The organism is Xylanibacter rarus (assembly GCF_001275135.1).
GTDB lineage: Bacteria > Bacteroidota > Bacteroidia > Bacteroidales > Bacteroidaceae > Prevotella > Prevotella rara.
This window is the reverse complement of the sequence record NZ_LFQU01000010.1, coordinates 38607-53395: the sequence shown is the minus strand read 5'-3', so window position 1 is coordinate 53395 and position 14789 is coordinate 38607. Positions and strand designations below refer to the sequence as shown.

Here is a 14789-nt window from a genome sequence, read left to right as displayed (position 1 = left end):
AGACACATGACCGAATTTGAGAAAATGCGCAGCAGCCAGCTCTACAACTTCTCCGACCCGGAGATATTCAAGAGTCTTGACCACGCAAAGAAGCTGTGTGCCAGGCTGCAGACAGTCACCATAACAGACGACTGCTACCGTGAGATGATAGAAGACCTCATACCCGGCATACCGGAGGACAGCGTGGTGTGCCCGCCGTTCCACTGCGACCACGGCAACGGTATAACCATGGGGCGCAACGTGTTCGTAAACTACAACTGCGTGATGCTCGACGGAGGACGCATTACCATAGGCGACAACGTGCTTATAGGCCCCAACTGCCAGATATACACGCCGCAGCATCCGATGGACTACGTGCCGCGCCGCGGTACGATAGAGACGGCTTATCCTGTAACCATAGGCGAGGACACATGGCTCTGCGGCAGTGTTATCGTGTGTCCGGGCGTAACTATAGGCAAGCGATGCATCATTGCTGCCGGCAGCGTGGTTACTAAAGACATACCCGACGACTCGCTCGCGGCAGGCAATCCGGCAGTGGTAAAGCGCCGCCCGGTGGTTGACAAATAATCCACGCGCGGCCCATCTTCATCACTATACAACAACAAAGATTATTTTCTGATTATGAAACCAGTTGACAAGAAGTCTCTTCTCTTTGTGTGTCTCGGCAATATATGCCGCTCTCCGGCTGCCGAGGCAATACTGAAATATAAGCTCGAAGACAACAAGTGCCTGGCAGGACGCATTGAGGTAGACTCTGCCGGCATCGGTTCATGGCACGAAGGGCAGCTGCCCGACCGCCGCATGAGAAGCCACGGAGCAAGCCGTGGATACGACCTGAGCAGCAGGGCAAGACAGATTAAGCCTGCCGACTTCAGCCGCTTCGACTATGTTTTCGCGATGGATCATCAGAACGTGGCCGACCTTAACCGCGTGGCACGCAACGACGACGACCGCAAGAAGATAATGTGTACGGCAGACTTCATGAGCCGTCATCCGCAATACGACACCGTGCCCGACCCCTATTACGGAGGCGATGCCGACTTCGAGCTGGCTCTCGACCTTATCGAAGATGCCTGCGACGGCATCATTGCATGGCTCGAAAAACAGCTGTAATGCTCTGACAAGCAATGCCTAAGCCATAGCAAGGCTGACAGCATACCCATTTATTATTAGCGCCGCATATACCTGCAAATAGGTATATGCGGCGCTCTGTTTTCACACCCCAGCACACTTAACGCTGCCAAACATGGCTCATCGTGCCGTGCAAGGCATGAAAACAGGCCGGCCATCACCCTTTTTGGTGATTAGAGACGCACATTCATTTAATCTTATTTTACCGATTTTTAAGTATTGTAAACATTTTTACGAGCCATTACCTTTGCATCGAAAAATCAAAAAATAAGACATAAATGAACTTAACGGGAAAAACTTTTCTGACATGTGCCGCAGCCATTCTGTTCACTTCCGCACAGATGCAGGCACAACATTCGGCTGCCGACAGCGTGTATCAGCACGCCAAGGGAAACCGCCTGAGCATCGGCGGATATGGCGAGGTGGCACTGACGCGCAACTTCTACAGCGACAACGTTTATCGTTATTCTAACGCAAGCCAGTATAAGAACGATCCGAGCCACGGACGCTTCGACATTCCGCATGCCGTGATATACATAAGCTACGACTTCGGAAAAGGCTGGAGCATGTCGAGCGAGATTGAGTTTGAGCACGGCGGAGCAGGCGGTGCCGTTGAGAAAGAGTTTGAAGAGGCCGGCGAATGGGAACAGGAAACCGAGAAAGGCGGCGAGGTGGAGTTGGAGCAGTTCTGGATTCAGAAGTCGTTCGCACGCTGGGCAAATATCCGTATCGGACACATAGTAGTGCCCGTAGGCCTCACCAACGCCCATCATGAGCCGCTCAACTTCTTTACAGTCTACCGCCCCGAAGGCGAATCTACCATTCTTCCATGCACATGGCACGACACAGGCATCAGCTTTTGGGGCCGCTCGGGAGACTTCCGTTATGAGCTGCAGTTCATCGCCGGACTCGACGCCTTCATGTTCGACCGCGACAACTGGGTGCAGAACGGTGCCGGTTCGCCATTCGAATTTAAGGTGGCCAACAAGTATGGCTTTGCCGCGCGCATCGACAACTACACCATTCCGGGCCTGCGCATCGGTCTTAGCGGATACTACGGACAGTCGATGCACAACACCTATCCGCACGACATGGAAGGCGAAGGCAAGGCCAACGACAAGGTTAAGGGCAACGTATATATCGGAGCTTTCGATTTCACCTACTCGGGCCACAACTGGATTGTAAGAGGTAACGCCGACTACGGATATGTGAGCGATGCATCGAAGATAAGCGCAATAAAGCGCAACCTCGTGTCGAGCGGCGCGCCTTATAAGAAGTCGCCCGTGGGCAAGAATGCCGTAGCGGCAGGCATCGAGGCCGGATACGACATTTTCTCACAGATACCCAAGCTCAGAAACAAAAACCAAAAGCTGTATGCCTTTGGCAGATATGAGTACTACGACTCATACATTCCTGCCGCCGACCAGGCCGACTACGAATATACCGACCGCAACCGCATGGCCGTAGGCCTCAACTACTACCCTGTTCCGCAGATTGTCGTGAAGGGCGAATACTCAAAGAGATTCCTCAAATCAAAATACAACGACGAGCCTTCGGTGTCGATAGGCGTGGCATATCAGGGATTCTTCCTGTAAGACGACTAAGCCGGACACCCTGAATGTATAGAAGAAACGATACAAGTATTATATAAAAACAAAGTAAGCTATGGAAAAAATCTTTAAATTGCCCCTTGCACTCATGCTCGGAGCAGCAGTAATGTTTGGTTTTTCGTCATGCAGCGACGATGACGACATCAACGACGGCAGTGCGTTGACAGAGAAAGAAGCCTTCCTGAAAGAGGCGGCAGGCGTGTATGTAAACGACGTTGTATATTCAACCTACGGAAGTCTGGCTGCCGAGACAAACAGTCTTTACGAACAGCTGTATGCCGTGAAGGAGAAGTTTAAGACAGACCCGAACTCGGTTACGCAAACTGAGATTGACAACATCTGCGCCACATTCCTGAGTGCGCGCGCCTATTGGGAAAAGAGCGAGGCATTCCTGTTCGGCGCAGCAACTGACTTCGGCATCGACCCGCACATCGACACATGGCCGCTCGACCTGGAAGGACTGGCCACAGAGCTGAAGAACACCGACAAAGTGGCCAACATGGACGGCGAAGACGGCATATCCTATGCAGCCAACAAGCTGGGACAGGAGCTGCTGGGATTCCACGGCATTGAGTTTATCATCTTCCGCGACGGCGCCAACCGCAAGATAGAGAAGCTGCGCGGCGTTGAAGACGACCCGGATTTTGTTAAGGTGGCAACAAACGTTACAGGTCTTGAAGAACTGATTTATGCCACAGCCGTTGCCGGCGACCTGCGCGACCGCTGCTATCAGCTCAACGTATCATGGAACGCCGACGCACCCGAAGAGCAGCGCACACGTGTCGTAGACGAGTGTGAACTGCCTTGCACCGTGGGCAGCGGCAACAACTCTTATGGCACAAACATGCTCAACGCCGGTCAGGCCGGAAGCACTTATGCCATGTGGCGCGAGGTGGCAAGCACCATCCTGCTGAGCGGATGCGAGAATATTGCAAAGGAAGTGTACTCACAGAAGATGGGACTTGCCTACAGCGGCGAAGACCCCAACTACATTGAGTCGCCCTACAGCAAGCGCTCCTTCTATGACTTCTACGACAACATCATAAGCATAGAGAACAGCATATACGGCGGCGTTGAAGGCAACCGCAACGAAAGCAAGTCGATCATGGCGTACTTGAAAAAGTATAACCCGGAACTTGCCGCCACAGTTGAGACAAACATAAAGAACTCTCTCGATAAACTTACGGCATGCCAGAACAGCGGCACTGCCTTTGTTGACAATCCCAAAGCTCAGTGTGTGGCCGACGCCATAGCTGCCATAGAAGCGCTCGATGCAAGCCTGACGGCAGCATCAACATGGATTGCAGCCAACTGACAATACTTTTTAAAGGTTATTAGAAGTTATGCCACGGCAAGCCGTCACACGGTCTGCGTGGCGTAACTTTACGCCTGAAAGGCAAGAGCAATCGCTGAACCGATAAAGAAAGCAAAGACAAAGTAATCTTAAAACAGCATATTATGAAATTTATAAGTATCAGAAACTGTCATGTTGCCGCCCTCGCGGCGTGTGCCTGCCTGTCGTTTCAGGCCTGCACTGACGATGAGCGTCTGCCGGAGAACACGGGCGACATTGAGTATGTTGGACAGGATGTGGGCAACTTCTCGGCCGACGAATGGTATCCGGGCGGCAAGCTCGGCACTACCGAAAACGTAGGCGCAGGCTGCTATGAAGACGACGCCCCTATAGTAGACGAAATGGGACTGCTAAGTGAGTTTCATCTCGGCGAGGTGCTCTTTGAGCGCAACTTCAACACGAGCACTCCGCCGTTCAACGGCCTAGGGCCGGCATCGGTCAGAAAGTCGTGCATCGACTGCCATCCGGGCTACGGGCACGGCAAGCGGCAGGAGTCGTACAAAGCAGGCTTCGGCAACGGCTACCTGCTCGTGATATATCATCCCGAAGACGGAGCCAACAGCAACGACGGTCCCTACATCAGCGAGGTTACGGGCATGCCGCAGACACAGGCCGTGTCGCCGTTTCTTCCACCCGTTGACGAGGACAAAATCAGCATGACATGGAAAACCGTAGAGGGCACAATGCCGAGCGGACTGTCGGCAACGGAGTTTCCCGACGGCGAGAAATATCAGCTCATATATCCCGAAGTGACCATTTCGCAGGATGCGTTCAACACCGACCCGAAGCCAACCAACATTGCCGTGCGACTGGAGTCGACAATAGGCATAATGGGCACGGGACTCATTGACGCCATACCCGAGGACTCGCTCAAGAAGCAGTATCAGGAGGAGGCTAAATACATAGAGCTCAACCCTGCCATGTGGGACAAGGCCGCCAACGACTGGGCATCTACGGCCTACTATACCAACTGGACTTCGCCGGGCGCGCTGGCCGACGGCACTCCCGTCACGGGGATGATAAAGCGCTACACCTATGCGCTGACACGTGCCAGTCTGCAGGACGGCGCCGGAGCCAACGCCATGTGGAACATTCCGAACGTGAGCCGCCCTGACCGCCCGAAGCTCTACACCACCGACGCATGGGCCCTGGCAATGTCGAAGAACCAGGACGTGATAGCTGCGATAAAGAGCGACCCTACGTCGCCGTATTATGCCGACGGAACTGACAGCGGTATTGCCGACGCGGTGAGAAATCTGCTGTCGCCAAGCACCAACCAGTTTGACAACCAGTGGCACAACTTTGAGCCGGAGATGAGCAACGACAACTTCTACGCCTTCATGGTGTGGCACCGCGGACTGGCCATACCTCGCGCCCGCAACCTTAACGACCCTGATGTGCAGCGCGGCAAGAAGTTGTTTATGGAGATGGGCTGCGCCACATGCCACCGTCCGTCGTGGACAACGGGCGACGACAACTACTGGACGCCCGACGTGATAAAGGGCAAGCCGCTGCCTAAGTATCCGCGCCAGAAGATTTATCCTTACTCAGACTTCGTGCAGCACCGTCTGCACATGATCAACGACATTCACGGCTCATGGTGCCGCACCACACCGCTATGGGGCCGCGGTCTGTCGCTGATTAACACCGGTGCACAAGACCGTCTGCACGACTGCCGCGCACGCAACGAGATAGAGGCCATAATGTGGCATGCCTACAGCAAGGAGAGCGACGCATACGCCTCGGCAGCAAAGTTCTATAACCTCAGCAAGGCCGACCGCGACGCCGTGGTGAAGTTCCTGCAGGCGATATGATTTTTTGTAGTTAAAGGAGTTAGAGTAGTTAAAGGAGTTAAAGTCATATGTCTTGTGGCTTTACTCCTTTTGAATATTGTGAATAAGTAATTCAATAAATATTTTTGCTTAACTTCTAAAGAGCAAGGCTATTGACTTTAACTACTTTAACTACTCTAACTCCCGTCTTGCGAAAGAGAAAAACTAAAAGTGAAAAATCCAAATACGTAGTGGTTGATAAGAAGCAACAAGGCTATTGACTTTAACTCCTAGCCAACTTGTTGGCGATAACTACTCTAACTCCTTTAACTCCTAAAAACACATGACCCTTTCCCGTTCCCTCCTTGCTCTTTACGTGAGCATCATAACGATAATGGCTGCGGCCACGATAACAGAGAAATACATGGGCAGCTACTATGTTGCCGACACCATATACGGCTCATGGTGGTTTGCCGCCATGTGGGCACTGCTGGCGGCAGCGGGCGTGGCGTATATCGTGAAGAGGCGCGTAAGGCGCACGTCTGTGCTGCTGCTCCACGGCTCGTTCTTCGTGATACTGCTCGGCGCCCTGCTCACCCATATATCGGCATCGCAAGGCACGGTCAGACTACGGCTCGGCGAGACAACCGACACGTATGTGGTCAGCACGAAAGACGGCGACATACGGCACACGCTGCCGTTCAAGTTAAGGCTGAAGTCGTTCGACATACACTATCACGACGGCACAAAAGCCGCGGCCGACTATGTAACAAGGCTCACCGTTACCGACGGCGACAAGACCACAGAGGCACTTGTTTCGATGAACAACATATTCAGCTACAAGTCTGTAAGGCTCTATCAGATGTCTTACGACCCCGACATGCGCGGCAGCGTGCTCTCGGTCAACCGCGACCCGTGGGGCATACCCGTAACCTACTGCGGCTACGCCCTGCTCTTTATTGCCATGGCGTGGATGCTCATCGACCCCAAGGGGCCTTACCGCCGCCTGCTGCGCAGCGACATCGTGAGAAAGGGAATGATGACCTTTGCGCTGCTTGTCGCCACTACGTTTATGGCTCACGGCGCAACGACGCTGCCTAAGGAGACGGCCGACAAGTTCGGACGGCTGTATGTTCTCTACAACAACCGCGTATGCCCGCTGCAGACTCTCGCCATAGACTTCACGAAGAAACTGTGCGGCAGCGCAAGCTACGGCGGCTACACGGCAGAACAGGTGCTGATGGGCTTCGTGATGTGGCCCGACGAGTGGAGCCGCGAGCCGCTGCTCAGACTGAAGGGCGGCGCCCTGCGCGACAGGCTGCAGCTGCCCCGCCACTGCGCCATAAACACCTTCTTCAACGACATGATGGGCGGATACATCATTGGCCCCTACCTGAACGAATACTACAACGGGCACGATGACGAGTTTCACCGCCAGGTGGCCGACGTAGACGCGCGCATACAGCTCGTGATGGACCTGCGGCGCGGCAAGCTGCTGAAGGTGTTTCCGTATACCGTCAACGGCAACACCACATGGTATGCCCCAACAGACATCATGCCCGACTCTGCCGTAGCCCCGGCCGACAGACAGTATATGCAGAACGTATTTTCGCTGATATATCAGGAGGCGCTGGCAGGCAACATGGCTTCTGTGGGCAACATTGCCGACAAGATGCTGCGCTATCAGCACAAGAACGGCGGCAGCTCGCTGCCTTCGGGCATGCAGACGCGGGCCGAACGGCTGTATAACGCCGTGCCCTTTGCCACCATCCTCTTCATGCTCAACCTCGGCATGGGCTTCGCCACGCTGTTTGCCGTTCTCTGGCTTATGACACGCCCCACAAGGCGCACCTTGCGCGGCAGCATGCTAATGAAGATTGCAGTAGCTGTCATGCTGCTTTCTTTCGCGGCGCTCACTCTCTGCGTGGCTCTGCGCTGGCTGATAAGGGGCACCGCACCCATGGCAAACGGCTACGAGACGATGCTGCTCATGGCATGGATAATCATGGCGGCGTCGCTGCTGCTGTGCCGCCGCTTCGCCATAGTGCTCACCTTCGGCTTCATCATGTCTGGCTTCTTCCTGCTCGTGTCGCACATAAGCCAGATGGATCCACAGATAACCCACATCATGCCGGTGCTGCAGTCGCCCCTGCTCAGCATCCACGTATCGGTGATAATGACGGCCTTCGCCCTGCTCTCGCTCACCTTCATCTGCGGCATCACGGCCCTGCTGCTGCGCGCCATGAGGGGCAGCTGTGCAGAGGTGCTCGCCGCTCAGCTTGCAGCCCTGCGCGCCCTGTCGCAGCTGTTCTACTATCCTGCCATGGCAGCCCTGGCCGTAGGCATATTCGTAGGCGCGGTGTGGGCCAACGTGTCGTGGGGCGCCTACTGGAGCTGGGACGCCAAGGAGGTGTGGGCGATGATAACCTTCATGGTGTATGCCGCGGCTGCACACGGGACGTCGCTCCCGATGATGCGCAGGCCCATGCCGTGGCACGTGTTTATGGTGGCAGCCTTTGCCACAATACTGATGACATACTTCGGCGTGAACTATTTTCTTGGCGGAATGCACTCGTATGCATGACGCCGGGACAGAGCCGATGCACTCAAGGGCAGCAAAAGGCAATGCTGCCCGGAATGCCGTTTTGTAAAATAATCGGATAAATTCCGTCCGTTTGACGCTCTCAGAACAGCGATGCCCGTGGCAAAGCCATAGTTTGGCGCAAAAAACACGAAAAACATTGCAGTTTTGTCATCTTCCTTATTATCAGCACTTTATGCCCAAGAAGAGACAAAACTGCAATGGTTAAAAAATATTACTCTGCCGTTTACGGTGCAAAAGTGGGCCACTTACGCTGCAAAACATGCCCGATTTTCGTCCGTAAAGCATGCTTTCAGACTCAAAAAACCATGCTTTTATTCCTTTAATAGTATGATAAAAGTAAACGTATGTTAACCATACAACATTTTTATCCAATAAAATTAACATCCGTTATATTTTCATTTTCCAGAACGGAAAATATTTTTGTCATAAGTTTTTACCACGTAGCAAAGCCCATGAGCAGGGCGGAAAACATGATAAGACACAAAATAAAACGGGAGGCCTCTTCACAGAGACTTCCCGTCAGTTAACTTAAAACAATCAATAAAAGAAATAGATTGTCACGTTAAAATTATATGTTCGGCGGCACACACGGGGCACATCAGCCCCACTGCCGTCAGTCTTTATATTGATAATGTCTGGCTATTATCTTATGAAGAGCAGCTCACGATACTTAGGCAGAGTCCAGAGCTCGTCGGCAACGATAAGCTCGAGCTTGTCTATGTGGTAGCGTATCTCCTCCATCTTTGGAGCCACCGTGTCGTGATATGCTATGGCTTTCTCACGCTCGCTCTCAATCTTGTTGGCCACCTTGCGCGCGTTGATAAGCTCGTCAACGCCGTTCTCTATGATCTGCGTGCGCTCGGCAATCTCCTCAATAATCTTGATGTTGCGCGAGCAGAGCTTCTCAACCTTCTCCTTAGAGAATATCTGCAGCATGTTCTGAACGTTCTTGGCCAGCTGGCTCTGATAATGGGTTGCCACAGGTATGATGTGGTTCATCGACAGGTCGCCCATTACACGTGCCTCAATCTGTATGCGCTTGGTGTAGGTGTCCCATTTAACCTCGTTGCGGGCAGCAAGCTCTTTCTCGCTCATCACGTTCATGTCTTCAAACATCTTTATCGACTCCTTGCTCAGGTAGTTGTCGAAGATAAGCGGACAGCTTGTCTCGCAGTCGAGTCCGCGGCGCTTTGCCTCCTCAACCCACTCGTCAGAATATCCGTTTCCGTCGAAGCGTATGGGCTTGCAGGTCTTGATGTCCTCGCGCAGCACGTCGATGATGGCGCTGGTCTGGTCTTGTCCCTTCTCGATGAGGGCGTCAACGCGTTTCTTGAAGTCGGTCAGAGCCTCAGCCACGGCAGTGTTGAGGGCTATCATGGCCGAAGCACAGTTGGCCTCGCTGCCCACGGCACGGAACTCGAAGCGGTTACCTGTAAAGGCAAACGGACTTGTACGGTTGCGGTCGGTGTTATCTATGAGCAGTTCGGGTATCTCAGGTATGTCGAGCGTCATGCCCTGCTTGCCTGCCACGTTGAACAGGTCCTTGCTGTTGCTGTTCTCTATATGGTCGAGCAGTTCTGACAGCTGCTTGCCGAGGAACGAAGATATGATTGCCGGAGGTGCCTCATTGGCTCCCAGACGATGGGCGTTGGTAGCGCTCATGATAGAAGCCTTGATCAGTCCGTTGTGTCTGTATACGCCCATGAGAGTCTCAACGATGAAGGTAACGAAGCGCAGGTTGTCTTCAGGAGTCTTGCCAGGTGCATGCAGCAGCACGCCGGTGTCGGTAGACAAGCTCCAGTTGTTGTGCTTGCCCGAACCGTTGATGCCTGCGAAGGGCTTCTCATGCAGCAGTACGCGGAAGCCGTGCTTGCGTGCCACTTTCTTCATGAGCGACATGAGCAGCATGTTGTGGTCGATGGCCAGGTTGGTCTCCTCGAATATAGGAGCTATCTCAAACTGGTTGGGGGCAACCTCGTTATGGCGTGTCTTACAGGGGATCGACAGCTCGAGAGCCTGCACCTCAAGGTCTTTCATGAAGGCCTGTACGCGGTCGGGGATGGTGCCAAAGTAGTGGTCGTCCATCTGCTGGTTCTTGGCAGAGTCGTGGCCCATCAGGGTGCGTCCTGTAAGCATCAGGTCGGGACGTGCGCTGTAGAGTCCCTCGTCAACGAGGAAATACTCCTGCTCCCATCCAAGGTTGCATGTAACCTTTTTTACTCTCTGATCGAAATAATGACAAACCTCAGTTGCGGCAGTGTTCACAGCGTGAAGGGCACGCAGCAGCGGAGCCTTGTAGTCGAGAGCCTCGCCGGTGTAAGAGATGAAGATAGTAGGAATACACAGCGTGTCGTCCATGATGAACACGGGTGATGTGGGATCCCAGGCTGAATATCCGCGTGCCTCGAAGGTGTTTCTGATACCGCCGTTGGGGAACGAGCTTGCGTCAGGCTCCTGCTGTACGAGCAGCTTGCCCGAGAACTCCTCTATCATGCCGCCCTTGCCGTCGTGCTCTATGAAGGCGTCGTGCTTCTCGGCAGTGCCTTCTGTAAGCGGCTGAAACCAGTGAGTGTAGTGTGTAACGCCGTTCTCCTCGGCCCACTGCTTCATGCCGGCAGCCACTGCATCGGCTATAGAGCGGTCGAGTCGCGAACCGTTATCAATGACATCAATGAGCTTGTCATATACATCTGCAGGCAGGTACTTATACATCTTTGCCCTATTGAAGACATACTTGCCGAAGTATTCAGACGGGCGTTCCAGCGGAACCATTACTTCCAGCGGCTTTTTCTTGAAAGCCTCTTCAACAACCTGAAATCTTAAGTTTGTCATTGTTAAAAAGTTTTATTTATTATACTTATGCCTATTCTTTATCTGAAAACATATGCAAAGATAATGCTAAATTTCATTATGACACCTTTTTATGAGATAAATGTTGCTTTTTTTTACATTCATAGCGCAATTTATAATACAAAGTAAGTCTTTCGCAGACTTAAATTGGCATAGCATGCGCCACACGCCACCACTCACCCACATGTCATTGACGCCACGTCGCCCGGTGTGTACTTACGCCCGTCAAGCAGAAACCTTACGGCCCGGCGTCCTGCCGCATTCTACTTCTGCATCCACAGACTTATGCGGCGCATGGCCTCCTTGCAGTCTTCACGCTCACCGAAGGCTGTAAGCCTTACGAAGCCTTCGCCGCTCGGACCGAAGCCTACGCCCGGCGTGCATACCACCTGCGCTCCATAGAGCATCTGCTCAAAGAACTTCCAGCTGTCAATGTTGCCCGGAGTCTTCACCCAGAGATACGGAGCGTTTACGCCGCCATACACCTTCAGTCCTAAAGATGTCAGCGTCTCGCGCATTATCTTGGCGTTGTCCATATAGTATTTTATAGTCTCCCTTACCTGCTCCTTGCCTTCGGGGGTATATATAGCCTCGGCTGCGCGCTGGCTTATATAGCTTGTGCCGTTAAACTTGGTGCACTGCCTGCGATACCACATCGGATTCAGCGGATAGCGCTCCTTGCCGTCTATGCTGGCAGCCGTAAGTTCCTTGGGCACAACCGTATAGCCGCATCTCACGCCGGTGAATCCTGCCGTCTTCGAGAAACTTCTGAACTCTATAGCAACCTTGCGCGCCCCTTTTATCTCATAGATTGAATGGGGAATGTCGTCGTCCTGAATATAAGCCTCGTATGCAGCGTCATAGAATATCAGAGTGTCGTTTTTCAGCGCATAGTTCACCCACTTGCGCAGTTCTTCCTTCGTTATAACGGTTCCCGTAGGGTTGTTCGGATAACACAGGTATATTATGTCGACACGCTGGTCGGGTATCTGTGGCACAAAGTTGTTCTCTTCCGTGCATGGTATGTAGGTAACGTTGCTCCACTTGCCGTCAACAAGCGCACCAGCCCTGCCGCACATCACGTTTGAGTCGACATATACGGGATATACCGGATCGGTAACGCCGAAGTTGTTGTCCCAGCGCACCAGCTCGCCAATGTTGCCCGTGTCGCTCTTTGCACCGTCGTTGACGAACACCTCACTCGGGTCGATATGTATGCCGCGCGAAAGATAGTCGTTCTTCACGATAGCCTCACGCAGGAACATGTATCCCTGTTCAGGACCGTATCCGTGAAAGCCTTCCCTGGTGCTCATCTCGTCAACGGCCTTGTGCATGGCCTTGATAACAGCAGGACACAGCGGACGCGTAACGTCGCCGATGCCAAGGCTTATCACGTTGGCCTTCTGATGCGACACCTTAAAGGCATTCACCTTTTTCGCAATGTCGGCAAACAGATAGTTTTTTGTCAGTTTTAGATAATGTTCGTTTATTAATGCCATATTTATTTTTATTGATGTTTAAGTTATTTTCTTTTCTATGTTGTGACTGTTCCTAATTCCGGCCTCTGCCTGTTTCTAAAAATTCCTGATACAATCTTTTGTCTTTAAAAAACTCACCTAATCTGATTTATGCTTATATCCGCAACCTTATCAGGGAAGCGGTATCTCACCGTCAAACACAAATTCGGCACCGCCAGTAAGATAAACATGATTGTCAGTTTCTCTCCATTCAATTTCGAGCGTGCCTCCGTCCATCACGACCTTACTGCTGCAGCCTGCCACTCCGAGCTTTGCCGCCGCAACAGCCGTGGCACATGCCCCGGTGCCGCATGCCATCGTTATGCCGCTTCCACGCTCCCACACCCTTGTACGCAGCGTGTCTTTCTCAACGAGATGGGCAAACTCTATATTACAGCGTGCAGGAAAAGCCTCGTGATGCTCCAGCAAGCGCCCGTAGGTCTCTACGTCGGCAAGGCCTTCAGCGTCCGTGAATATCACGAAATGCGGATTACCCATCGACACGAACGTGCCTTTAAAGAGTTTTCCGCCGGCTTCAAGCATGCCTCCCGCCTCGGCGTCTGTCCTAGGCACAAACTGTCCGGCCACATCAAAGCGCGGCTCAAGCATATCTACGGTTACGCTGTCAACCTTCTGTCCGCAGACATGCAGGTTCAGAGTCTTTATTCCTGAAAGAGTTTCGAGGCGTATAGTACGACTCGACGTCATGCCTTTTTCATAAAGATACTTTCCAATGCACCTTGAGGCATTGCCGCACATCATTGCTTCAGAACCGTCGGCATTGAATATGCGCATGGAAAAATCGGCATCGGCAGACACAGGACGCCCTATCAGCACCAGTCCGTCGCTGCCTATGCCCTTATGGCGCGAACTCCACTTTATGGCAGCCTCAACAGGAGAAGGAATATTATACAGCAACGTATTAACATAAATATAATCATTCCCGGCTCCGTGCATCTTCGTAAATCTAATCATTGTTGGTGTCATTATGATTATCTTTTCACGTTAATGTTTTCTTTTTGCATGATTTTCAATGCAAATTTACAACATCTTGTGAAACATTTTCCTATTTTTGTCGAATTATTACACAACTTTAAACTAAAAATTACATTTAACTCTCAAACACATCAATTTAATAATAGATTAAAACATATATAGACATATAAATTAATAATTATCACTCAAACCGATATCCATATATAATAATTCAACAATTTTCATCACGGCGTCACTCTTACTACATTTTGTTCTATATAAAACTATTATACTTACAATTTATAACAATAAAACTTTATTTTGATTACATTTTAAAAGAAAATTACATTCCAACAAACATAACGACATAATACATTTGTATTTACGCACATATTGACATAATTTTGCAGACATAAATTACAAAACGAAAAGATAAAACCGTTATTAATTATCAAAAAGCAACTAATCATGAAGAAAATTGAAGCAATTATCCGCAAGACAAAATTTGAGGAAGTGAAGGAGGCTTTGCTTGCGGCAGACATTGAATGGTTTTCTTACTATGACGTAAGGGGCGAAGGAAAAACGCGCCAGGCACGTATCTATCGCGGCGTAATGTATGACACGAGCTGCATAGAACGCACTCTAATCAGCATAGTGGTAAGAGAAAAGAATGTCGAAAAGACGATTGCAGCAATACAGAAGGCTGCATACACAGGAGAGATTGGCGACGGAAGGATATTCGTGATACCAATTGAAAATGCCATACGCATACGCACAGGCGAGCAGGGAGACATCGCCCTATATAATGCGGAGCAGGAAAAATAGCTGCTGCTTCTTCGGCAAAAGCCGTCTATGCCGTTAAGGACAACAATATCTTCATCTAGACCAAAAGTGGTATTTTGTTACATATAATAAGACATTCCTGCCAACGACGGCATGACAGGAATGTTTATCAAGGTAAAGTTATTTGCATTT

The 14789-nt window shown here is 51.5% G+C and carries 10 protein-coding genes; 7 read left to right on the top strand and 3 right to left on the bottom strand.

The window, feature by feature from the left end:
* Positions 1-6 precede the first annotated feature (6 nt).
* The 6 genes from ACU52_RS06675 to ccsA all read left to right on the top strand — a co-directional run bounded on the left by ACU52_RS06675 (position 7) and on the right by ccsA (position 8451).
* Positions 7-567 (top strand): sugar O-acetyltransferase, encoded by a 561-nt coding sequence (locus ACU52_RS06675; protein WP_021853720.1) that lies wholly within the window; start codon positions 7-9, stop codon positions 565-567.
* A gap of 54 nt (positions 568-621) precedes the next feature.
* Positions 622-1113, top strand: coding sequence for a low molecular weight protein-tyrosine-phosphatase (locus ACU52_RS06670; protein ID WP_053398224.1), 492 nt, complete (start codon positions 622-624; stop codon positions 1111-1113).
* Positions 1114-1472: 359 nt separating this feature from the next.
* Positions 1473-2726, top strand: coding sequence for a hypothetical protein (locus ACU52_RS06665; RefSeq protein ID WP_239684892.1), 1254 nt, complete (start codon positions 1473-1475; stop codon positions 2724-2726).
* A 70-nt stretch (positions 2727-2796) separates the two neighbouring features.
* Positions 2797-4056 (top strand): imelysin family protein, encoded by a 1260-nt coding sequence (locus ACU52_RS06660; RefSeq protein WP_082335192.1) that lies wholly within the window; start codon positions 2797-2799, stop codon positions 4054-4056.
* A 143-nt stretch (positions 4057-4199) separates the two neighbouring features.
* Positions 4200-5909 carry a di-heme oxidoredictase family protein gene (locus ACU52_RS06655; RefSeq protein WP_053398222.1) on the top strand — a complete coding sequence of 570 codons (1710 nt, stop codon included), beginning with the start codon at positions 4200-4202 and terminating at the stop codon, positions 5907-5909.
* Positions 5910-6210: 301 nt separating this feature from the next.
* Positions 6211-8451, top strand: a complete 2241-nt coding sequence (gene ccsA / locus ACU52_RS06650; protein WP_053398221.1) for a cytochrome c biogenesis protein CcsA — start codon at positions 6211-6213, stop codon at positions 8449-8451.
* A gap of 663 nt (positions 8452-9114) precedes the next feature.
* On the opposite strand, the gene ACU52_RS06645 is transcribed toward ccsA, so the two are convergent.
* The 3 genes from ACU52_RS06645 to dapF all read right to left on the bottom strand — a co-directional run bounded on the left by ACU52_RS06645 (position 9115) and on the right by dapF (position 13814).
* Positions 9115-11304 (bottom strand): glutamine synthetase III family protein, encoded by a 2190-nt coding sequence (locus ACU52_RS06645; RefSeq protein ID WP_053398220.1) that lies wholly within the window; start codon positions 11302-11304, stop codon positions 9115-9117.
* 281 nt (positions 11305-11585) lie between these two features.
* Complete coding sequence (locus tag ACU52_RS06640) at positions 11586-12821, bottom strand: LL-diaminopimelate aminotransferase (protein ID WP_053398219.1); 1236 nt, start codon at positions 12819-12821, stop codon at positions 11586-11588.
* A gap of 150 nt (positions 12822-12971) precedes the next feature.
* Entirely contained in the window at positions 12972-13814 is an 843-nt protein-coding gene (gene dapF / locus ACU52_RS06635) for a diaminopimelate epimerase (RefSeq protein ID WP_239684888.1), read from the bottom strand.
* 468 nt (positions 13815-14282) lie between these two features.
* On the opposite strand from dapF, the gene ACU52_RS06630 reads away from it, so the two are divergent.
* Complete coding sequence (locus tag ACU52_RS06630; protein WP_053398217.1) at positions 14283-14639, top strand: P-II family nitrogen regulator; 357 nt, start codon at positions 14283-14285, stop codon at positions 14637-14639.
* Positions 14640-14789: the final 150 nt, after the last annotated feature.

Coding starts and splice junctions, on each gene's coding strand:
- ACU52_RS06675 (WP_021853720.1), top strand. CDS start 7: ATGACCGAATTTGAGAAAATGCGCAGCAGCCAGCTCTACAACTTCTCC.
- ACU52_RS06670 (WP_053398224.1), top strand. CDS start 622: ATGAAACCAGTTGACAAGAAGTCTCTTCTCTTTGTGTGTCTCGGCAAT.
- ACU52_RS06665 (WP_239684892.1), top strand. CDS start 1,473: ATGCAGGCACAACATTCGGCTGCCGACAGCGTGTATCAGCACGCCAAG.
- ACU52_RS06660 (WP_082335192.1), top strand. CDS start 2,797: ATGGAAAAAATCTTTAAATTGCCCCTTGCACTCATGCTCGGAGCAGCA.
- ACU52_RS06655 (WP_053398222.1), top strand. CDS start 4,200: ATGAAATTTATAAGTATCAGAAACTGTCATGTTGCCGCCCTCGCGGCG.
- ccsA (WP_053398221.1), top strand. CDS start 6,211: ATGACCCTTTCCCGTTCCCTCCTTGCTCTTTACGTGAGCATCATAACG.
- ACU52_RS06645 (WP_053398220.1), bottom strand. CDS start 11,304: ATGACAAACTTAAGATTTCAGGTTGTTGAAGAGGCTTTCAAGAAAAAG.
- ACU52_RS06640 (WP_053398219.1), bottom strand. CDS start 12,821: ATGGCATTAATAAACGAACATTATCTAAAACTGACAAAAAACTATCTG.
- dapF (WP_239684888.1), bottom strand. CDS start 13,814: ATGATTAGATTTACGAAGATGCACGGAGCCGGGAATGATTATATTTAT.
- ACU52_RS06630 (WP_053398217.1), top strand. CDS start 14,283: ATGAAGAAAATTGAAGCAATTATCCGCAAGACAAAATTTGAGGAAGTG.